The sequence below is a fragment of the Gluconobacter sp. P5E10 genome (assembly GCF_018812145.1).
In the GTDB taxonomy this organism is placed as follows: Bacteria; Pseudomonadota; Alphaproteobacteria; order Acetobacterales; family Acetobacteraceae; genus Gluconobacter; species Gluconobacter cerinus.
The window spans coordinates 24,685-46,481 of sequence record NZ_JACRVZ010000004.1 but is presented as its reverse complement, the minus strand read 5'-3'; the positions used below and the strand labels follow the sequence as shown (position 1 = coordinate 46,481).

The window sequence follows — 21,797 nt, the reverse complement described above, 5'->3', positions numbered from 1 at the left end:
CCTTACCGCAAGCCGCATATTGCATTCAATTCAGCTTCGCTTTCCTGAAATTTCTGCCCCGAGATTGCGTGACATTTTCCAGAAACCAGATGTGCCAATCAGCACGATCAAAGCAGTCAGCAGAAAGACCATATGCAGTTCGCGCAGACTGATTGAGGCGTGACCATACAAGTGAGAGAGCATGGCAAGCCCGAAAGCAGTAATGGCAACGCCCACAGTTGAGCCCGCCTGTCCTAGAATGGACATGATGGCAGCGGCCTTGCTCCGTTCGTTGTGACCGACGTCTGCAAACGCCATCGTCGAAAGACTGGTGAGCTGGAGCGAGCGACATAACCCCGCGACTACAAGGGAAAGACCTAGCAAGACCGGAGATGTCTGGGTATTCAGCAAAGTGAAAGGGAGCAGCGATAGCGCAACGAGTAAGCCATTGAAGAAGAGGACGTTCCGGAAGCCGCCCCACCGAATGATGGCAGACGTCCAGGGTTTTATACCGAGATTGGCGCAGAAATAGGCCAGCAGCCATGTTCCGGCCTGCATGGGAGAAAATCCAAGCCCAAGCTGTAAAAACAGCGGAAGCAAAAATGGGGCAGAGGAAAATACAGCGCGGAAAATTAGCCCAGGGCAGAAGGCCGCATATCGCAGGCTGGCGCGTTTAAGAGGTTCCAGAGAAAGAATGGGAGTAGGGTGAGCTTTAAGATGACGAACGGCTGACAGGCTGATGATGGCTCCTGCTATTGTAAGGCCACATGCAACAATCTGCTCCGTTCCCATTTCAGAAATGCGCTGAAGGCCAGACAGCAGGCAGGTCAGACCTGTCCCGCAAAGCACAAAACCCTTGATATCCAGCTTTCCTGCTCCTTCCGCAGGTTCGACAGGGACCACACGCAGCATGATCAGAACGGCTAGAATTCCGATGGGCAGATTAAGCCAGAAATTCCAGCGCCATCCGACGGTCTCGGTCAGATAGCCGCCTAGAACCGGGCCAATGATTGGAGCGGACAAAGCAGGCCATACAGTGACGGACTGCGCTTTCATCAGGTCGCCTTTAGGCGTGTGGCGTAGGATGATGGACATGCCTACAGGCATCATGACGGCACCGGCCAAACCTTGTCCGATCCGCGCGCAGACGAAAATAGAAAGTGTCTCCGCCAGACCACAAAGCAGGGACGAAAGCGTAAAAAACGCTACAGCCAGACACATGACGCGCTTCTCACCAAACTTCATGGCCATCCAGGCAGAGATGGGTGAAATAGCAACCGACGCCAGAAGATAGGCAGTCACGCCCATCGAGAGATCAAGCGTCTTTACCCCGAAGGAACGCGCCATTGCTGGAAGGGAGGTGTTGATGATGGCTCCGTCAAGGTTCTGCATGAACGTCGCAATAGCCATGGTAAAAGCAATAAGCGGGGAGTAACGCAGAGCCTCTCCCGCGTCAGACTGAGCAGAAAAGGCCACGGTTTTATGAGATGTCTCCGGCAAAAAAAGTCTCCAGAAGAGAAGTTCAGCTGATAGTCCGACTGGTTCGGAGAACGTTTTTGCCGGAAAATATGGGATCGTAGGGAAGCGGGCAGTTCATAAACCACGCTGTTTCAGACCGTAATCCAAAACTAATACAAGCAAGATAAGTGGAGCCAGTCTTCGGAAGCAGGGAAGGTTACCAGACTTTTGTGCAACAAAAGGAAACTGTACCTTATGGCGACGCTCGTCTGCGTGAAGACCATGTTTGATCCTGACGGCACTTTCGTCCGAAATTGTAGAGTACTGGCTGCAATGGACGGAGATTTGGCCATAACCAGGCTACCAATTATCCCAAATATGCTCTTCATCCCGCCCACCCTCATTGGTGCTCATACCGCTTCACGCGCTGTTCCGAAAAGCGAGACTGAAACACTGCATTGCAGCACGGAACGGATCAAGGCTTTACCTCTTCAGCTTTGAGGTGTTCAGACTGCGTCGTGCTGTCTTAGGTTGCAGAGGCTTGATCTTTGGTACGCCAGACAACGCCACGGAAGCAAAAAGCCGAGGACCCTATGCCAATCATGCAACCCCGCCGCTCTCGCCACACGCAATTGCCGCATCGAATTTTGGCAACTTGTGCAATTGGAGCATTCCTCTTGGCCTCAGGGTCTCTGCTTTTGTCTTCAGAGGCGCATGCTGCCAACTGCGCGGATCTGGCGCGACTAGCACTTCTCAATGCGACCTTTACCAAGGTTGAAACCATAGATGCCGGAGAGTGGCACAGCCCGCAAACAAATCTGAGCCGGATCATGACAGCCCCCGGCATGAACCTTGCAGGACATCCGGTTCAGGCCGCTAACCCGGCATTCTGCCGTGTAGCTATGACGCTCCGTCCGTCTTCAGATTCAGCGATCCAAACAGAAATCTGGCTTCCGCTACAGGGCTGGAACGGAAAGCTGCTTGGGGTCGGAAATTTCGGATGGGCAGGCTCCCTCATGTATGACGGCATGGTGACAGGTCTGGGTGAAGGATATGCTGTTGCCAGCACAGATACAGGCCATGACAGTTCTACGCCCGAAGGACAGGGGGGACGTTTCACGCTAGGGCATCCAGAAAAGCTGGTGGATTACGCTTACCGCGCTGACCACCTGATGACGGTGATGGCAAAGCAGCTCGTCCGGCGTTTTTATGGGAAAGACGCTTCCCATGCATATTGGATTGGATGCTCCCTGGGCGGGTTGGAAGGCTTGATCGAAGCCAAGCGTTACCCTAATGATTACGATGGCATCGTTGCTGGAGCGCCTCCTAACCCGATTGTCAATTTCAACGGTGAGCAGCTCTGGGCAGGGTGGATGAGCTATCATGATCCCGTATTGCGTGTGGGACGCGAGAAGTTCCAGCTTTTGAACCGCGCAGTCATGGCGGCATGTGCCTCTCCAGTCGGGAAAAGCCAGGGTTTTCTTGATGATCCGGACAAGTGCGAGTTCGAGCCTAAGCAACTTTTGTGCGAGGGAAAAGATACGAAAAGCTGCCTGACGGCCAATGAGGTCAAAGCGGTGGAGCAGATCTATCGCGGCCCGATTGATCCCAAAACAGGCAAGGTTATCTTCCCCGGGCCTGCGAAGGGCAGTGAAGACGGATTTTCAGCGGATGGAAAAGCGTTTCCTGTGGCTCTCGATCTGTTCAGATATGCTGCTTTTCAGAACCCCGCATGGGACTGGACTACACTGAAGTGGGACACTGACATCGCCTCCGCAACCAGCAAGCTTGGTCCGCTGCTTCATATCGATGACAATCTGACGCCTTTCTTCAAGCGTGGTGGGAAGCTGTTAATGTATATTGGCTGGAATGACGGGCATAACCCGCAGGAACTCGCCGGATACTATCAGGCCCTCATGCAGCATGCCGGACCAGAAGAACAGAAGTCTGCTCGCCTCCTTGAAATCCCCGGTATGGGGCATTGCTATGGCGGAGCAGGGTGCGACACGTTTAACAAGCTTGGCGCGATCGATGCGTGGGTCGTACGTCACGACGCTCCACAAACGATTATTGCCTCTCGGGTCGAGGACGGGAAAGTCATACGCACAAGACCGCTCTGTGCATGGCCGCAAGTCGCCCGATATGACGGACACGGCCCCATGATCACGGCGGCCAGCTTCACCTGCGTTCTACCAGAGTGAAGACTGAAATTCCTTGATTGAAAGAACGGGAATTTCAGCCGTGATACCATATGACGGGAAGAAGCTATGTCAGCTTTTGTCCTGTCATCTGGAGTGCAAAAAGCCAATCTGATTGAACCGCGAACTTCCGGCAATCAGAAATTGGACGTCAGCTGCCCTCCGATAACAGCGGCGTCCTTGAAGGTGGTCGTAGCCCCTGGGCGTTGGAGATATTGAAAGTCTGCCTGCAACGTTGTGCCGCGCATGAGATGGGTGCTGTAGAACGCTTCATACACATTCTCCCAATGCTGCACCCCGTAAACAGGCCCCCACTGATTATCCAGATAGGGCAGGCCAAGCGCCAGGGATGATTCCTGCTGAAGGGTGACGGTATGGCTCATGTCCATATGCTGGAACATGATACCAGCCTGATCGCCACTTCGGTGCCACGGCGTTCCGCTATCGACTATTCCGATCCACTCATGATCTCGCATGGCGACAAGATTGCCCTGCGCATACCCAACACCGCCGATAAGAATAAGCCCATCGGTAATGCCGGGCCCATTGCGGACCAACATCTGGTCAAACATGAACCATGCAGACGTCATCCCGGCTTCATAGCGCCGCCCGAGGCCTGTTGCCTGAAAGGAGTTGCCGTTCACGTCCTCGTAGAGGTTCGGATAGCGCGAGTTATCGTACCAGGCGCCGAGCTTGTAATTGCCTCGCAGTTTGTTCTTACCAAAAGACGGCATCCAGCCGATTTCAATCTGCGACGAGACCTTACCCAGCCCACTCTGAGCAAGGGCCCAGCCTGAAATGCCACCGTTGTAACTATGGGGTGAAACCGCGAAGACGCCTCCCATGATGTAAGTTTGCTCCGTCGGGCGGAGACGCAGCACACCACCAAGGTTTCCGGAGGGCCAATCGCGTCCACCCGGGACATATTTTCCGGGAGCGAAATTACTGCAAACCGATACGTTCATGAAGGAACAGGCGACGTAATCAAACGCAAAGAAGCTTCCCGTTGGAATATCACCAAGGGACAAAATGATGCGGTCATTCAGAAAAGACTTATCCGCATACATGGAAACAAGATGGGCAACCACGTTACCACGGGCACCGTAGATCTGTTCAGGGTTGGTGACTGAATCGCCCAGTGTATGGCTGAAGCTGCGTCCATGGCCGTTAATGACGAGAAGATGCGTCCAAAGACCCTTCACACCTGCAAGTTGCTGCCAATCCACATCCAGTTCGGCGGCCACCTGACCGGCCAGTACGTTATCCCGCGTGCGACCACCCGTGACATTGGCCATGTATTCTTCATTGAGCGCGACATTCAGATACATGCCGTGCTTTGTCAGCCATGTCTGCGCACCGCCCCAGTCTCCAAACAGATGAGGATTCCCATAAAGAGACGGGACCAGGGGACCGACCGCGAAGGTGCCCATGCCTTCCATCGCAAAAGCACGGGACTTGTAGGATTCAGGTGTTGCAAGGTTCTGGGAAGTTTCGCTCTGGGCGAGCGCCTGACGGCCGGGACCAACGATACCCAGGGCCGCGCACAGAAAAAAGCCAGCAAGTTTTTTCCTGTGCATTGGACGTCGGGTTTTCATTCAGTGCTCTTTGCCTTTGAAGTCTGCAGGAAGGTGGTGACTGTGGACTGAGCAAGATGAGCATCGGTTTCACCTTCGCCACCACTCAGACCAAGAGCCCCTACAAGTTCGTTGTTCACCATGATCGGGTATCCACCGCCGGCGGGAAGGGCATTCGGCAGCGTGCTAATCATGTAATTCCCACTATTGAGGGCATGTTCCATGTCAGCAGTCGGACGAGCGAACGAGAGCGCGGTCTTGGCTTTGCGGATCGCCAGTTCGATACTCCCGAGTTGTGTCCCATCCATCTTCTGAAAAGACACCAGATTTCCTCCCGCATCAACAATAGCGATGGCGACACGGGCATGACTGGCCACCGCAAGCTTCTTGGCCTGATCGATGAGGGTATTTGACGTCTCTAAATTCACGGCCAGGTCCTTCGCTGATGCAAGCCCCGTAAGACTTGCTGTTGCGATGAAAATACTTAGGACGGCGCCAATGGTCCGGCGCTGAAATAGTTTGTACAAAACACTTACCCCTGTTTCAGGTCATTGAGAATGGCATCGGCGGCGCGGAGTGAGAGCGCAGCCATCGTCAAAGTGGAATTCACCGTTCCAGACGCCGCCATTGTTGCGCCTGTAGCAAGAAACAAATTGGCGTGATCATGGGTTCTGAGCCACTCATCCACGACAGAATCACGCGGATCATGGCCCATGATGGTACCACCGGTGATGTGATTGTTCGGAGTAAAGAACGGACTCATTTCAATTTCGGTTCCCCCAAGGGCCTTGGCAATGTCCATCAGGCGCTGCCGGGAAATGACCGCTGATTTGCGCACATATTCTCCCACGTCATACGTGACTTCGGGATGAGGAATACCAAGAGCGTCCTTATGATCCTTGGAAAGGACGAGACGGTTATTCGGGTCAGGGAGGACTTCATGGTTGGCGTAGATATCCACACCATGAGCCGTACGGCGGCGGATCTCCTGGTCCAGTTTCTTGCCAACCAAGCCCATGGATAGAGCTTTCATGCCAGCACGGGAGTTCTGAGCCGTATTGTTATAGCCAATCTGTGTCGCGGCATATTCAGAACGGAAATCACCATCACGGAAGTTCGTAATGGAGCTCATCTGAACCGAACCGCCGCCAGCCCAGATAGGCTCAGCAGACTGGAAGCTCATACCGATGCCCGGATGGTCCATCATGTTCCGGCCAACGAGGTCCGATGAATTTGCAATACCGTTCGGATTGCGATCATTGGCCGCGAGCAAAAGCAGTTTGGGTGTTTCAATGCCGTTGGCAGCCACGACGAACGTTTTGGCGACGACACGATGAGACTGTTTTTCCGGGTCATAGAAGCGGATGGCCGTGATCCGGTTCTTGGCATCCGTCTCCATCGCATACACGACAGCGTTCGGAATGATCTTGGCGCCCAGCTTCTCAGCCTTCAATGCGGCATAGACGCCGTTGTACATCGCTCCAATCGGGCAGATCGGCATGCAGTTGTTATTTCCACAGCACTGTGGACGGCCATCATATGGACGACTGTTTCGGGCCTGCGGAACGGGAGTGTTGGAAAACCCAAGCTTGCTCACCACATCTGTGAAGGTGCGGTCTCCATATCCATAAGGCATGGACGTCATGGGCCAAGGATTTCTGCGCGGGGCAGACGGCGTGATGTCCTCTCCATTTGGGCCCATCACGCCCATCTCGCACTCTGCCTCGTAGTAGTACGGCTCGAGCGTGTCATAGCTCATGGCATAATCGCGCCCCACGCCATAAGTGGAGTGCAGCTTGAAATCGTTTGGCAGATACCGCCAGCTTGAGGCTGCCCAGTGCCAGGTTGTACCACCAACGCCCTTGATGATGCCCTGCTTGTAGGCCGTCCGGTCCGGGCCTTTGACGATCAGGTAATTATTATCCGGAAAGTAGTTGGTGTGGGGCGCCCACGGCACGCTGGGATAAGGCGTTGCGTAATCATACTGGGACTTGTTGTCAGGCGGCATATTCCGCCAATTCTCCACAATCTGGGAGCGATCACGCCGAGGACCGGCATCCAGGAGCAGGACAGAAAGACCGTTGCGAACAAGTTTATGGGCGAGCAGGGACCCACAGATTCCTGCTCCGATAATGACGACATCAGCCGAAAGCGTTTCACCAGACATGATTTTACCTTTGAATTCTATTAAGCGACACGCTGTTTCCGACGGCTGATCAGCCACCAGACGCCACCCACCACGATGATGGCCCCTAAAACGCCACCCGCTCCGAGCAGAAGCATCACGCCTGGGCTTGCGAGTTTGGCGAGAGGGACCTGCTTGCCGCCAACACGAACCTGTTTCACCGCATCGGCAGAGACAGTGGCCTGCGCGTTGCCAAAGTGGCTCAGAACGTAATCTGCGATTGTTGCGATCTGCTCATCATTGAGCGGTTGCACCAAAGTTCCCGGGCCAAAGGCTGGCATCAGGATTTCATGATCGTCTGTTGTGCGGTCCACGCCATAAAGGATGCTGGCAATCAGATCGTTCGGGTTGCGCTGCCCGGGCGTGGTATTTCCCACGAGGGACGGATAATATCCATCCGCTGATCCTTTGCCGTCCGACTGGTGGCAACTCGCGCAGACGGCTTCATAGAGGGCTGCGCCGTCCGTTGTTTTGGAAAGGGTGCTGTTGTTACGGCGCGCATTCGCGTCAGCAACGCTATAGCTTGATGGGCGGCCGAGATGAGCGAAATTGGCAACCGTTTGACCAGCCTCTGCTTTAGGCGGAACCGACCTGAGATAGGTCACGATCGCTGAAATATCCCCGTCTGGCAGATACTGCAGACTATGCTCAACGGCTTCAGCCATCGGTCCTGCTGCACGTGCATGAGCCGTTCGGCCGGTTTTCAGGTATTGGTAGAGATCATGGTCAGACCAGCCGCCAATGCCGCTTTGAGGGTCGTTGGTGATATTCGGTGCACGCCATGAGCCTATATCTGCTCCCGCCAGATAAGCGGACTGATTAGGTGCAAGCAAAAAATTGCGTGGCGTGTGACACTCGCCACAATGAGCCAGTTCGTCGACCAGATAGCGCCCGCGGTTCCAGTCATCGTTGTGGGTATGGTCGAAGACATATGGCTTGCCTTCAATGCGCGCGGCAATCTTCCAGATACCCAGTGAGGCACGGATAGAGAACGGGAAGGGGAGCTGTGTCCTGGGCGAGGGCGCATCTACAGGTTTTACTTCGTTCATGATGTAGGCGTAGAGCGATTTGACGTCTTCATCCGTCAGGCGGTTATAGGCGTCATAAGGCATGGCCGGATAGAGCTGCGCACCGTCTGCGCGAATGCCGTGCCTTAACGCCTGAGAAAACTGTTCAAGCGTGTAATTTCCGATGCCATGAGTTTTGGATGGCGTAATATTGGTGGAGTAAATGTTTCCCATCGGGGATGAGATCGCATATCCACCAGCCAGAAATTGACCATCCCGTCCGTTTGTATGGCACGCAGCACAATCGGCTGCAATCGCAAGATAATGGCCGCGACTAATAGATGGTTGATGAGCTGAAGCGGGTGTGGGTTCCGTCGGTTGTGCCAGTGCAGACGCTCCTGCGAAAAGCAGAACCGTTGTCAGGGCAGTGCCGGACAGAGAACGAAAATATCGCATTTTCACTGTGATAATTTCCTTAGAATTCCGGCATGACGTCGACGGAACCGGGCTCTGCAACCCAGTAATTTGGCCCGTTGTGAGCATAAGTCGGGATGACGACGACATCGCGAGACGATTGATACATCAGCGCTTTTTCAAAAGCGTAAACCTTGGCGCTCGTGCCACCTTCAATAACGCCAGCATACCAACCGCGGATAATCTGCAGGAGCGTGGCATGCAAAGGATCGCCCCTAAGACCTTCGTCCAGCGCCTCAACATCCTGATAGCCGTTTTTCGCGATCCTTTCGCGAAGGGCTGCTACGCGAGCAGAAAAATCGTGTGTCTGGGCCTCAAACGCGAGGAGCAGCGCGGATCCAATAGCGAGATCCAGATTTTTATGGCCGGTGGCAAAGGTTGATAGCTGCATAAAATCTGAAACGCCATTCCGGTTCGATGCTACTATTTCTTGAGCAGAACCTTTCTTAATCGTTCCGATTGCAGCAGCGGTGATGCAGGCGCCAGATAGAGCTAGGAGACGCCTGCGGGAGAGAAAGACCGGGACAGGATTGGGATCAGGTAATTTTTCCAACGGCGCTCTCCAGAGACATAGTTTGATACGTTATGTCCCTTCATCCGGATTTTTTCCCAATAATAGAAATGACTATTTTTTGTTCGGTATAACAGGATGGTGATTACAGTTACTGTTATTGGTAACGTTTTCGGCATAATTAGAAATATTTCTTATTTTATTATAAATTTATAAAGAAATAACCGGTATAAAATAACACTTTTCCATTTATAATTATTTTTTAAAGTAAGTAATCTACATCTTGTTTATGCTTTTATTATTTTATATTTATTTATATATTTTCTATAACGATAAAGATATACCGGAAGATGGTTATTTTTCTTTATCATTTTATAATTTTGTGGTGTTGCACGTTTGGCCTTATATGAAAAAATCGCTGTCACGTGCTAGTTTATGATTCGCCTTAGCGTCTGATCACTGAGTAATGGAGCACTCCCCATACGCCTCAAAATACATCTTAATCGATATGAATATGACGAACTAAACCCCATTCGAGAAAATTCACGAAAGGCTAGTTTTAAATTTACTTTACGAAATTCTTATCTTGTAGTTCCAATCGAATTTCATAGAAGCATCATGAAAAAATTTCGAAATCAATTTTATATTTAGAGAAATCTATATTAATGAGGGCAAAATGAGAAAATATAATTATCTAATATTAATTTTTTCTTTATTGATGCCAATAAATGTGACGCTTGCATCGGATGTAAATAAAAATTGCTATATTGAAAAAATATTCATGCGCGCGCCTCTCTCCACGTCAAGATTCAGTGTCAATGAAGATACGCTTCCAATATATGCGAATGCATATACACACAAAATAAACAGTGAAAATGATAGCCTCTTGAAAATAATTTTATCGTATAAAGTTTCAGACGCTCAAGAATACCCGTCACATGATATCTGGAATGCCATCTATATTAGAGATTCCAACGGAAAAGACGTCCATAAACTGTTTTTTGATAAGCCCTTTACAAACGTGGCGTCTATTCCAGGAGAAATAGACGGTAAACCGTTTGCCCTTTCACAGGCCGCTTATCCAGCTTTTCGGCACTGGCTCCATAAGAACAAGTCCGACTTGAAAAATAACGCATTATCGTGCCCCTGAACGCCGATAGTTTCGAACCACTAAAAACCTTCGTAGCAAGGGCGGGTGCTACTTCTAATTGTGATTAAGTGCTCCAGTGCCGAACGCAAGCCCGGCCGCGGCGATTAACGCAGCATAATAGGCATCTGAATGGCTCAGTGTCGCATCAAGGTAAGCATTCTGCGCGATACTCGTCTGCGTAATGGAGCCTACGCCACTACGATATGCGGCCGAGGATGCCTCAAAACTTGTCATCGCTGCCGTCTCCAGCTTTGCTGATGCGGCATAGGCACTCAGGCTAGTACGGAGCGCATTTTCTGCGACTATAATCTGCTTCACCGAACTGTCGACTGTTTGCTGCAATGTCGCATCTGCACTGTCAGACTGATCCTGGGCCTGTTTCAGCAACGCAGCTCGGGTTCCCCCGTCGAAGATCGGGACAGTAATCCCACCAAGGATCAAACTGCTGAAGGCATTACTCGATAAGTTAAGGGTGGGGGGAGCCTCACTTCCCACTCCCGGCACGGATGAGAGTGCCAGACGCCCCGTGGTGTAGGCCACATTTCCTGTCATGAAGATCTTGGGCAGAAATTCGCTTTTCGCTGCGCGAACCCTGCTTTTTGCCGCCTTCGCATTTGCGTATGCTGCAAGAACGTCCGGTCTGCGTGAAACGGCCTGTTGGACAAATGCATCAGTCAGACGAATATCGTCCAGCCCGAGCGGGCGGCCAGAAATATCGAGTGTCTCAAGTTTCGTGTTCGGGGAAATACCAATGGCATTCAGAAGTTCAAGGGCCGTATTCTGTTCGTCGCTCTCTGCCTGTACAAGTCGTAGTTCAGTCTGTGCTGTAGCCTGCCGAGCCTGCGTTACATCCACTATGGTGCCTTGCCCCTGATGTAGCTTTGCGACTGCGGCTGCTTCCACGAAGCGTGCATTGTCCCGTGCCTTACGCAGCAATACGACACGGCTTTGGGCTGCGGCATGGGTGTAATAGGCCGTTGTCACCCCGTAGATGATTTTCTGATGAGCCGCAGTGAAGAGCACATTGGTTGCAATCTGTGCCTGCTTTGTGGCGGCAATAACGGCCTCACGTTTGCCGAAGTCGAACAGCAGCCATTCCATACCCAGGGTTTGGATTTCGCCAGCGCCCGACCTGCTATTGCGAACACCGCCCAAAGCACTGTTTAATCCGCTCAGGCCTGAGTTGATTGCGTCTTCAGCAATGCCCGCATTGCTAACCGACGGGTTCGCACCGTCATTACGGCTATGATTATATCCGCCTACAACTGTCGCGGTCAGGCGGGGCAAATACGCACTCTTCGTAATTCCCACAGCCAGAGCGGCATCGCGCGCAAGGTTCCAGGCACGTCTGGTTTCAGGATTGGCGGACTGCGCAATATCGATCAATTCAGGAAGGGAATAGGCATGGCCAGCCTGTGGCGCCAATTCAGGGGCAGGGGGCCGCACATGGATCTGACTATTGGACGGCAATGTGTATCCAGCGGGGACGGCCAATGTATGTGGTCCGGGCTTACCGGGCACCAGTTCTCCATTTGCAGCGACATTCGGTTGCCATGGCCGATCAGGGCTGGCTGGCGCCGTTTCAAGTGCCTGGGTGGCACAGCCCGATAGCAGGAGCGGTAGCAAAAAGGTTCTTTTGAAGTGAATCATGAAGCAATCTGTTCCAGTCGTGCCGTACGATCGGCAAGGTCTGGCCGCTGGGGAGTTACAAGCAATTCTTCAGCCAGCCTCGAGGCATCGATCAAGGCATTTTGGGCCGCCTGAAGACGGGGCTGGTCAGCGCGCATATGTGCTGGCTCAGACATCGCATATTCCAGTGTTCGTTCGCTTTCCAGTAACGCGGATTGACTAAGAGCCGCCGCCTGAAGCTGATCTTCAGAGCTCTGAGTCGTCCCTTGGCGCCTCAGGCAATCTTTCAGCTTGCGAAGGCTGGCTCCCAAATGATCGTAGGCACTGGCCGGCCAGAAGCTGGTGAACATGGCATATGTAATGAGGTTACCAAGCATGATGCCGACAATACGGTCCCGCGCGGTGGCCATGTCTGCTGTGGGGCCATAACTCTTCAGATCTGTCAGATAAAATGCCAAACCGATCTGAAAACCAGCATAAGCAATCCGTTCGTCGCCTGTCTTGACCCACGCCCCGATCAGGGAAACCACAAAGACAAGCGCCAGAAATCCGGTGATGCCATTCAGGTGTGGCATCACGGTAATAATAGAGGCGATCCCTAGCGTCCCACCTATGAGAGCACCCGTGATGCGCAGTGTCAGCTTTGAAATCATCTCGCCCATCGTAGGCAACGCGACGATGAAGCATGTGATGATGCAAGTGTGAATGCCTGGCCAATCCAGAACCTTGAAGGTCAGATAACTCAGCATCACCGCAGCAGTCCCTTTCACTGCGAAGCGCACATGGTCTGGATTAGTAAAGGCATCCTCAGAAAAGAAACCCGATTTTTTCTTTTCTGGCGATTTTCCAGCGACAGGGGCAGGAGCGGTTGTAAAACTTGGCAGGAGAGCGGTTATCGCCTGTAAAGACGGATGCTCCGAAGCGATCACAGGGCTTTCGATGGCTGTGGGATAGTCACCGTCTGAAAAAATCCTTGCCATGCCTTCAAGCGTTTCAGTCAGGCGAGACAACTGCTCCTGTGGCAGTCTTGCCCGGCTCGCCTCATCAGCAAGCGCAAGAACGGCAACACTGCTGTTGGCTGCCTGTCGCAAGCAGGCCAAATCGTGGATGGACCAGATCTTTTCAAGTGAGGCCATCTTGGCGGACTTCATCATGCCCGCCGTGCCTTCCCGAAGCATATCTGTCGCTCGTTCCTGTGTTAGCGCATCAGGAGTTTGGAGAAGGCGAACAGCCATGTAGAGCCGAGCAGCAATGCTATCCGTCAGGATCTTTTTAGGGGATGGGCAAATCAACAGCCCCAGCCCAATCATGACCGCCCCCGGCACGGCCAGAAAAAGATCCGTGTAGAGAAGGGCGCGTGTGACGACTTCTCCAACCGGGACCTGGTCAATCGCAATCAATCCGTAAACCGTAATCAGACCCAGCATATAAGCCACAGGCTTTAGCTTGCTGGCTGAGCCCAGAAAGAAAAAACTGAACGACAACAGGGCAATGACGATCACCAGTCCCATAGGATGATCGAGCGTCAGGCGGATGAGCGCGTAAATAATCAGAAGCAGAATGAGGATGAGGACATTGACAGCGACCCCGGCCAGAGCATTTGTCACGCGGTCTTTCTGCCACAGCGCCATGGTCACAAGGGCAGGCACGGCCAGCTCCGGAACCTGCCAGATTTCCCCAAGCAGCACGGTTGTCGTGCATGCGGCAGCCATGCGAAGCGCATATCCCAATCGCCCCGGGGCAGGGTCACAGACCAGCCGCCAGACCCGTGCTAATCCCAGTCCCGGCCCTCTCATGCTGGAAGACGACGGGGCATTCGCCAGAGTGTCAGGGACAGGCAGCGCCATGCCGGATCTCAACGGTTGCTGTGGCGCCAAGTCTTAGCAAAAGCGGGTTTGCCCTCTCCAGCTTGATGCGCACCGGAAAACGTTGGGCGACATGAACCCAGTCCATTTGGCGCGGCACGATGGGCAGTGACCGGGCAATGCCAGCAGAATCTACAGACAGAACGCCCCAACCAATACTTTCGACGTGTCCGCGTAGAGGACTGTGGCGATCAATCATTGAGTGAACGGTCACGCAGTCACCAATCTGAACGGAAGAAAGATTGATCTCACGGATATTGGCGGTCGCGTACCACTCGTCATCGACAATGAGCGTGAACAGGACCTGAGACGGCGCGAGAACTTCGCCAGCTTTAACCCGTAAACTCGTGACATAACCATCCGCAGGAGCTGTAACCACAGTCTGGCGTAGCTCGTATTTTGCATGGTCCAAGGCTGCCTGACTGGCATCCCGTGCGGCAAGAGAGCTTTTCAGATCTCCGATCGCTGTTGTCGCTGCGACAGACTGGTTTTTCGACTGCGAAAGCGACACTTCAGCGTCGTGGAGTGCCACACGAGCCTGATCATACTGTTGCCACGGAATATAGGACTGGCCGGCAAGCGGCTTCAGGCGCTCGACCGTTCGTGCGGCCAAATCACGATTGGTTTTGGCGCGAACAACCTGATCATCCGCCGTGGCGGCGTTGGTTGTCTTGATGCTGAGCAGCCGTGTCTGGTTCTCGACCTCTGCATTCGCGAGATCCAGATTGGCCTGAGCCTGTCGGACAATCAGTTCGTAGGGTTCAGGATCAAGTTGGTAAAGAACATCACCCTTATGAACATGCTGATTGACGACAACTCTGAGTTCCTTCAACCGTCCACCAACGGTGGAGGCGACGTGCACCATTTCTGCGTCAATACTTCCGCTGTCAGAAGACGGATGAGTGCTGTCTTCATGCGAGACATGGACGCCGAAGAGAATGGCTGCCCCAACGCAGATGACAGCCACAATAATACCGATAGGCTTTTTGCCTGAGACATGAACGCGCTGCATCATCAAGGCCCGAACACCAGCGTCCACACAGTCAGTGCGGCGATAACGCCCAACGCTACATAGGTGAAGAGACGAAAACTGAGGATGGCATCAAGGCCGGTTAGAAGGAATATCACTCGTAATCCAACGGCAACCGCAACACCGACGAGGCCACAGACCATCCAGTCCGGAAAGTAAGCGCCTACAACTGGGAAAGACGGGGCGCCCTGGAGCGTACATCCTTCACTCGCCAATAAACACGAGACAGGAATGAGAAAACGCAGGCGGGTAAATCGCATGAGAGGTGTCAAAGCTTTCTGCGTCCAACAAACAGAGTGCCAGCCTACCACATTCCTCTCCAAAGGCTACTCCGGATCGCATGACTAAGTGTTTGAACTTGGATGCATTGATTTACGGAGCGAACGATGATGGCAGCCTTGATTAGACTTTCTTGAATGATGGATTTGTTCTCATCGGAAAAGCCTTGGGAGAAGAAAACGCACCTCCCGATCTAATATCTTGTCGGCGCGATTGCTCATGACTAGGCGTTTCGTCGATCGCCGCAGGTTCTCACCTAAAACCCATAGTTTCGCATAAACTGAACGTTTGGTCAGAAAACCCTTGCCAGAAAGTATTTCGAACTCATACCATTCCGATTACGAACTAAGTCAGGCAGGAGACGAGTATGCGACTCGATATTGCATGTGGCCGATTGCCGGAAACTGCTCTGGAACTGAACTTCGCCGATGCTCATCCCGGCCTGTCGCCCGAACAGGCGGCACTGGAAGCCGATCGATGTTTCTACTGCTACGACGCTCCATGCGTAGAGGCCTGTCCGACAGACATTGATATCCCACGGTTCATCAAGGCCATTGCATCTGACAATCTGGCTGGCGCTTCGCGCACCATTCTCCAGTCCAACATTTTGGGCGGATCGTGTGCAAGGGTTTGTCCGACCGAAATTCTGTGTGAGCAGAAATGTGTTCACACCGCGATTGAAGCTCATCATGCCGTTCGAATAGGCGCACTTCAGCGGTTTGCTACAGACTGGCAAATGCAGCAGAAGACCCACCCGTTCCAGCGGGCTGCAAGCACCGGAAAACGCGTGGCGGTGGTAGGAGCCGGGCCAGCGGGGCTGGCCTGCGCCCATCGTCTGGCGATGCATGGGCATGATGTCACGATCTTTGATCGACACGATGCACCTGGTGGTCTCAATCAGTATGGTGTTGCGGCTTATAAACTTGCTGACAATTTCGCCCAAAGGGAAATCGAGTTCCTGATGGAAATTGGGGGGATCGCTTTCCAGGGTAACGCGACGCTCGGGGAGAACATCACGCTTGCAGGCCTTCGCGAGACCTATGACGGCGTTTTCTTGGGGCTGGGTCTGGCAGGTGTCCGCGCTCTCGGCCTGGAAAGCGAATTTGCAGAGGGCGTTCTGGACGCGGTCGATTTCATCGAGACCCTGCGCTCTCGGAATCTCTCGGAAGTTGTAGTTGGCAGGCGGGTTGTCGTGATTGGGGGCGGCAACACGGCGGTTGACGCAGCCGTGCAGGCAAAACGTCTGGGTGCGGAAGAGGTAACGCTGGTTTATCGCCGCGGGGCTGAGCACATGTCGGCCACGGAAGTTGAACGGGAATGGGCCCAGACAAACGGCGTAACGGTCAGATTCTGGGCGTCTCCCAGTCAACTCAATGTCGAAGACGGGGCCATCAGGAGCATCACATTCCTTCGAGGTACGCCTAATGACGGTTACGATCCGCAGAATGCCTTCACACTCGCGGCCGACATGGTCCTTAAAGCAATCGGGCAGGTTTTTGTGCCAGACCCAGTGCGAAACGACCAGATCCTCGTGGAAAACGGGCGCATCGTTGTGAATGAAACAGGACGCACCTCTATGCCGGGAGTTTATGCGGGTGGCGACTGTACGGCAGGAGAAGATCTTACCGTTGCAGCTGTCCGGGACGGACGGAACGCAGCTGAAGCGCTTCATAATGAACTGATGGCATCCAACACGGAAAGGGCTGACCACAATGGCTGACCTGCGCACGGTTTTTGCTGGAATCAAATCTCCCAATCCATTCTGGCTTGCTTCCGCTCCCCCGACTGACAAGGAATACAACGTTCGCCGGGCCTTTCAGGCCGGATGGGGTGGTGTTGTCTGGAAAACGCTTGGGGAAGATCCACCGGTCGTCAATCTGAGCTCTCGCTATGGAGCCCTGGGCTTTGAGGGGCGTCGGCTAATTGGCCTCAACAACATTGAGTTGATTTCGGACCGTCCGCTTGCGACCAACATCGCGGAAATTAAGCGCGTCAAACGTGAATTTCCGGATCGTGCCCTTATCGTCAGCCTTATGGTGCCCTGCGAGGAAGATAAATGGAAAGCCATTCTACCAATCGTTGAAGAGACAGGCGCAGACGGGATCGAACTGAACTTCGGATGCCCGCATGGCATGTCCGAGCGCAATATGGGTGCGGCGGTCGGGCAGGTCCCGGAATACGTTGAAATGGTGACACGCTGGTGCAAGCAGAACACGCGGATGCCGGTGATCGTCAAGCTGACGCCAAACGTGACTAACATCCTGATGCCGGCACGCGCCGCGCGGGCAGGTGGGGCGGATGCTGTATCCCTGATCAACACCATTCAATCCGTCATTGGCGTGGATCTGGATGCCATGGCGCCCATGCCGGTTGTGGGCGGAAAAGGAACGCATGGTGGCTATTGCGGGCCTGCCGTGAAGCCAATTGCGCTTCGTATGATCGGGGAAATTGCCAGAGATCCTATCATGGCTGGAATTCCCATCTCCGGAATTGGTGGAATCAGCAACTGGCGGGATTCTGCCGAATTTCTTGCAATGGGCTCAGGATCGCTTCAGGTCTGTACCGCCGCGATGCATTATGGGTTCCGCATCGTGGAAGACATGATTGATGGCCTGTCCAACTGGATGGACCAGAAAGGCTATGAGCGGCTGGAGGATCTGACAGGCCGGGCTGTTTCGCAGTTCGTGCCGTGGAACCAGCTCAATATGAAGTTCAAGACCCTCGCCAATATCGATCAGGATGCCTGTGTCGGGTGTGGTCTCTGTCATATTGCCTGCGAGGATACGTCCCATCAGGCGATTTCCAAGAAAAACACGGCTGATCGCCGACATTACGAAGTGATCGAAGAGGAGTGCGTGGGCTGCAATCTCTGTGCGCATGTCTGCCCGGTGGATGATTGCATCACAATGGTTCCACAACCCGTAGATGGGGAACTGACGTGGCCCCATCATCCTTCCAACCCCAATCGTATTCCCGCCTGAGAGGCATGACGCGGCGGCCAGAGGGTCACCAGACGAACGGATGAAAGAGGACTGGCATGTTTCATAGCAATATGCGGATTGATGGGAACGCTCTCTGGGCAGATTTGATGGATACGGCCCGGTTTGGTGGAACGCCAAAAGGCGGCATCCGTCGGCTGACACTGACCCCAGAAGACAAACAGGTTCGCGAGTGGTTTGCCTCAACCTGCGAAAGCCTGGGCTGCACCATCACGGTCGATACAATGGGCAACATGTTTGCCCGCCGCCCGGGACTTGATAACAGCCTTCCTCCCATCACGATGGGCAGTCATCTGGATACCCAACCAACCGGCGGGAAATTTGATGGTATTCTGGGGGTTCTGGGCGGACTGGCGGTTCTACGGGCGCTTCATGAAGCCGGTCATACAACGCGCCACCCCATCGAACTTATTAACTGGACAAACGAGGAAGGGTCTCGTTTCACACCTCCGATGATGTGCTCAGGCGTTTTCGCAGGTGTTTTTACGGAACAGGAGGTTCTGGACAAGCGAGATCGTGCAGGGGCACGCTTTGGAGATGAGCTTGTTTCTATTGGGTACCGCGGTGAAGAGATCTGTGGCGATCACCCCATCGCGGCCTATTTCGAGCTTCATATCGAGCAGGGGCCCATTCTCGAAGTCAAAGACCACGTTATCGGGGCAGTTTCTGGCGTTCAGGGAATGCGGTGGTATGAGGTGACCGTAAAGGGCAAGGACGCCCACGCTGGCTCTACTCCCATGCGAATGCGTCACGATGCCCTGCTTGCAACGTCCCGGATGGTCGTTGCCCTGTCAGAGATAGCACTGGGCCATGCTCCGGGGGCCGTGGGTACAGTGGGCCTGATTGAAAATCGCCCGAACAGCAATAATGTCGTGCCTGGCGAGACGTTCTTCACTGTGGATATCCGTCACCCGGATGATTCCGTCGTCGCGACCATGGAGCGGGAGTTTATGGATCGCTTCCACAGCATTGCTGAAGCTGGCGGAGTGACGCTGGAGATCGTCTCCATCTGGGATGCTCCCGCAGTTCATTTTGATACGCGGTGCGTGGAGATGGTCGCGGATTCTGCGCGCCAGATGGGCTACGATCCCCTTTCGATTGTCTCAGGCCCGGGGCATGATGCTGCGTATCTCGCACGCGTTGCACCAACGGCCATGATTTTTGTGCCCTGCAGAGATGGCCTGAGCCACAACGAAGAAGAAAGCATTACGGAAAGCGAGGCCGAAGCCGGAGCCAATGTTCTGCTTGGTGCTGTTTTGCGAGCAGACAGCACGCTCTAAGGTTCTGCCAATCAGGGGCTTGTCGTCCAGCCTGTCTGCTGTCAAAAATCGCCTCCCGCAAAGCAGGCTGGGAGAAAGACAATGCCACAAGACAGTCTGGAGGCGTCTCCCAGCCCCAGAAAAAGAACTCGTGCCGGTGCGCCACGCCGTGCCACCGTTCCGCAAATCCTGAATGCTGCGGAATGGACCTTTGGCACCCGCGGCCTTAAGGGAACGCGCCTTGAAGATATTGCCAAGGTCTGTGACATCCCCAAGGGCAATATTCTCTACTATTTTGGCTCCAAGGAAGACCTGTACAACGCCACATTGTCACGCCTGCTGGATGTGTGGCTGACAGATGCCGATCACTGGCTTTCTTCTGACAAGGACCCGCTGGACGGGCTCAGGGGATACATAGAAGCCAAGATTGCATTCTCCCGCACCCGCCCAGAAGGATCGCGTCTCTTCGCACAGGAAGTGCTCTCAGGCGGGCACATGGTTCAGGACTTCTTACGTGGAGAACTGCGAGCCCATGTAGCCCGACATGTCGCAATCTTCCTGGAATGGCAGGCGAAGGGCATCATGGCGCCTATCGACCCGACGCATCTGTTGTTTCTCTTGTGGTCGGGTACGCAGGCATATGCGGATATGCAGGTCCAGTATGAGGCTGTTCTGGACCGTACACCTCTTATTGACGGCGATTATGAAACTGCCGTCAACACTCTTATGACGCTTGTCCGTCCGCTGTTCTCCCAACCGGCCTCAGGCGCGTCAGAAGCAGATGAAAACAAAACCCTGAAAAGAAGCCTGTAAACCACGCGAAATTCTGGAATACAGCTAATGCTGGCAGGAAGACGTTTGCGAGCCCCACCAGCACAGCCAGACCCAAGGCCCAGATCGCAGTAGGGTTTACGCCACTTCGGTACCAGTAAGCTGCCGATGGGTCTGTACTGTACAGCGCAGGCACGTCCAGGGTTTCCCGCTGAACGAAATAGTAGTCAGCCAGAAGAATTCCTGTCACAGGAGCGATGAACAGACCCAGTATGTCGAGTGTCAGGTGGATCAGATCCGGCCGGGCATAGAGGTTCCAGGGCGTGAGAGCGATGGCACCAATCGCCGCAATGACACCGCCGCCGCGCCATGAAATGGATGCCGGGGCTATATTGGAAAAATCAAACGCCGCTGAGACAAAATTGGCGGAAATGTTGATCCCGATGGTCGCGAGAACGAAAGTTAAAATTCCCACGATCATGATTGTCTGACTATCCAGACGCGTCACAGTGTCCACCGGATCAACGAGGATTTGTCCCAGAACAGGCTGGGTGAGGGTTACTGTTGTAAGTGCAAGCGCACAGAAGGCCATGAAATTGATCGGCAGGCCCCAGAAATTACCGCGTCGTACCGCACTCGGGCTAATGCCGTAGCGGGCAAAATCGCCAAAATTCAGGATAATCGGGGAAAAGAATGCTATCGTCAGAGAGATCACATTCAGTACGCCGGTCAGATGTTGTCCGACGGAAAGAGCAGAGTGGGGAAGGACTGAAAAGCTGATCTGTCCGCGCGTTTTCCAGAGAAGCACGCCGTCAAGCATGACCATCATGACGTAAATGGCTGGGCCGGCCCAGTCTATGAAATGCCGGATGGACTCCATTCCGCGCCAGAATACCGCCAACTGTAAAGCCCAGATGAGCAGAAAGGCCAACCAGCCGAGAAGCGACAGCCCCATCAGTCCATGGTGATGAACATCGCTATAGTCTGCCAGCGACGGCATCATTCGAAGAACAAACAGAACCACGGCATTGGATGCCAGCCATGTCTGGATTCCGTACCAGCCGACGGCAATGATCCCACGCACCAGTGCCGGAACGACCGCGCCGTACACGCCAAAGACACTTCGGATAATGACCGGAAAAGGGGCGCCGGACTTCAGGCTCGGAACCGCGATCAGGTTGCAGAGAAGCTGCACGGCAACAATTGCAACAAGCAGTCCGATGAGCACACTGCTGACTGGCAATCCCATCATGAACAGCGTACCAACCGTCATGTACCCGGCGACACTGTGTACATCAGACATCCAAAGGAAGAGAAAGTCCTTCCATGCCCAGCTCCGGTCCTGAACAGGCGCAAGATCCGCATTGGTCAGGCGCCCTGTAGCGTACGCGTCCGGTGACTGTGTCATTCTGGTGATCCTCGTTCTCGA

The 21,797-nt window shown here is 53.7% G+C and carries 18 protein-coding genes; 7 read left to right on the top strand and 11 right to left on the bottom strand.

Annotated elements, in window-relative coordinates:
- Positions 1–30: 30 nt before the first annotated feature.
- Complete coding sequence (locus KP707_RS09105) at positions 31–1,455, bottom strand: MFS transporter (RefSeq protein WP_346343893.1); 1,425 nt, start codon at positions 1,453–1,455, stop codon at positions 31–33.
- Between the two features lie 237 nt (positions 1,456–1,692).
- Between KP707_RS09105 and KP707_RS09100 the strand changes: the two genes are divergently transcribed.
- Together KP707_RS09100 and KP707_RS09095 are read left to right on the top strand one after the other, a co-directional pair.
- Entirely contained in the window at positions 1,693–1,938 is a 246-nt protein-coding gene (locus tag KP707_RS09100; RefSeq protein WP_211503133.1) for a hypothetical protein, read from the top strand.
- A gap of 92 nt (positions 1,939–2,030) precedes the next feature.
- Positions 2,031–3,638 carry a tannase/feruloyl esterase family alpha/beta hydrolase gene (locus tag KP707_RS09095; RefSeq protein ID WP_211503134.1) on the top strand — a complete coding sequence of 536 codons (1,608 nt, stop codon included), beginning with the start codon at positions 2,031–2,033 and terminating at the stop codon, positions 3,636–3,638.
- Between the two features lie 134 nt (positions 3,639–3,772).
- Here KP707_RS09095 and KP707_RS09090 read toward each other — a convergent pair whose 3' ends face one another.
- The 5 genes from KP707_RS09090 to KP707_RS09070 form a co-directional block, all read right to left on the bottom strand.
- Positions 3,773–5,230 carry a carbohydrate porin gene (locus tag KP707_RS09090; protein WP_143412309.1) on the bottom strand — a complete coding sequence of 486 codons (1,458 nt, stop codon included), beginning with the start codon at positions 5,228–5,230 and terminating at the stop codon, positions 3,773–3,775.
- Entirely contained in the window at positions 5,227–5,637 is a 411-nt protein-coding gene (locus KP707_RS09085) for a heme-binding protein (RefSeq protein ID WP_046902109.1), read from the bottom strand. The genes KP707_RS09090 and KP707_RS09085 overlap by 4 nt, the downstream gene beginning before the upstream one ends.
- A gap of 104 nt (positions 5,638–5,741) precedes the next feature.
- A complete protein-coding gene (locus KP707_RS09080; protein WP_086634285.1) occupies positions 5,742–7,376 on the bottom strand; it encodes a GMC family oxidoreductase in 1,635 nt (544 codons plus the stop codon).
- A 20-nt stretch (positions 7,377–7,396) separates the two neighbouring features.
- Positions 7,397–8,857, bottom strand: coding sequence for a cytochrome c (locus KP707_RS09075; protein ID WP_211503136.1), 1,461 nt, complete (start codon positions 8,855–8,857; stop codon positions 7,397–7,399).
- 19 nt (positions 8,858–8,876) lie between these two features.
- Entirely contained in the window at positions 8,877–9,428 is a 552-nt protein-coding gene (locus KP707_RS09070; RefSeq protein ID WP_211503137.1) for a sugar dehydrogenase complex small subunit, read from the bottom strand.
- Positions 9,429–10,062: 634 nt separating this feature from the next.
- Between KP707_RS09070 and KP707_RS09065 the strand changes: the two genes are divergently transcribed.
- Complete coding sequence (locus tag KP707_RS09065; protein WP_211503138.1) at positions 10,063–10,536, top strand: hypothetical protein; 474 nt, start codon at positions 10,063–10,065, stop codon at positions 10,534–10,536.
- A 54-nt stretch (positions 10,537–10,590) separates the two neighbouring features.
- Here the strand turns inward: KP707_RS09065 and KP707_RS09060 are convergent, their stop codons facing one another.
- From KP707_RS09060 to KP707_RS09045, 4 genes are read right to left on the bottom strand one after another with little or no spacing between them, the layout of a single operon-like run.
- A complete protein-coding gene (locus KP707_RS09060) occupies positions 10,591–12,186 on the bottom strand; it encodes a TolC family protein (RefSeq protein ID WP_211503139.1) in 1,596 nt (531 codons plus the stop codon).
- Positions 12,183–14,012 (bottom strand): FUSC family protein, encoded by a 1,830-nt coding sequence (locus tag KP707_RS09055; RefSeq protein WP_211503140.1) that lies wholly within the window; start codon positions 14,010–14,012, stop codon positions 12,183–12,185. Before KP707_RS09055 ends, KP707_RS09060 begins: the two co-directional genes overlap by 4 nt.
- Positions 13,993–15,042, bottom strand: a complete 1,050-nt coding sequence (gene mdtN / locus KP707_RS09050) for a multidrug transporter subunit MdtN (RefSeq protein ID WP_211503196.1) — start codon at positions 15,040–15,042, stop codon at positions 13,993–13,995. Before mdtN ends, KP707_RS09055 begins: the two co-directional genes overlap by 20 nt.
- Before the next feature lie 2 nt (positions 15,043–15,044).
- Positions 15,045–15,320 (bottom strand): YtcA family lipoprotein, encoded by a 276-nt coding sequence (locus KP707_RS09045; protein WP_099213009.1) that lies wholly within the window; start codon positions 15,318–15,320, stop codon positions 15,045–15,047.
- Between the two features lie 386 nt (positions 15,321–15,706).
- On the opposite strand from KP707_RS09045, the gene KP707_RS09040 reads away from it, so the two are divergent.
- From KP707_RS09040 to KP707_RS09025, 4 genes are all read left to right on the top strand, one after another.
- A complete protein-coding gene (locus KP707_RS09040) occupies positions 15,707–17,059 on the top strand; it encodes an NAD(P)-dependent oxidoreductase (protein ID WP_211503141.1) in 1,353 nt (450 codons plus the stop codon).
- Positions 17,052–18,320, top strand: coding sequence for an NAD-dependent dihydropyrimidine dehydrogenase subunit PreA (gene preA, locus KP707_RS09035; protein WP_064274843.1), 1,269 nt, complete (start codon positions 17,052–17,054; stop codon positions 18,318–18,320). The genes KP707_RS09040 and preA overlap by 8 nt, the downstream gene beginning before the upstream one ends.
- 56 nt (positions 18,321–18,376) lie before the next feature.
- Positions 18,377–19,618 (top strand): Zn-dependent hydrolase, encoded by a 1,242-nt coding sequence (locus tag KP707_RS09030; RefSeq protein ID WP_211503142.1) that lies wholly within the window; start codon positions 18,377–18,379, stop codon positions 19,616–19,618.
- Between the two features lie 81 nt (positions 19,619–19,699).
- Complete coding sequence (locus tag KP707_RS09025) at positions 19,700–20,410, top strand: TetR family transcriptional regulator C-terminal domain-containing protein (protein WP_211503143.1); 711 nt, start codon at positions 19,700–19,702, stop codon at positions 20,408–20,410.
- Here KP707_RS09025 and KP707_RS09020 read toward each other — a convergent pair.
- A complete protein-coding gene (locus KP707_RS09020) occupies positions 20,322–21,776 on the bottom strand; it encodes an NCS1 family nucleobase:cation symporter-1 (RefSeq protein ID WP_211503144.1) in 1,455 nt (484 codons plus the stop codon). The genes KP707_RS09025 and KP707_RS09020 overlap by 89 nt on opposite strands.
- Positions 21,777–21,797 lie beyond the last annotated feature (21 nt).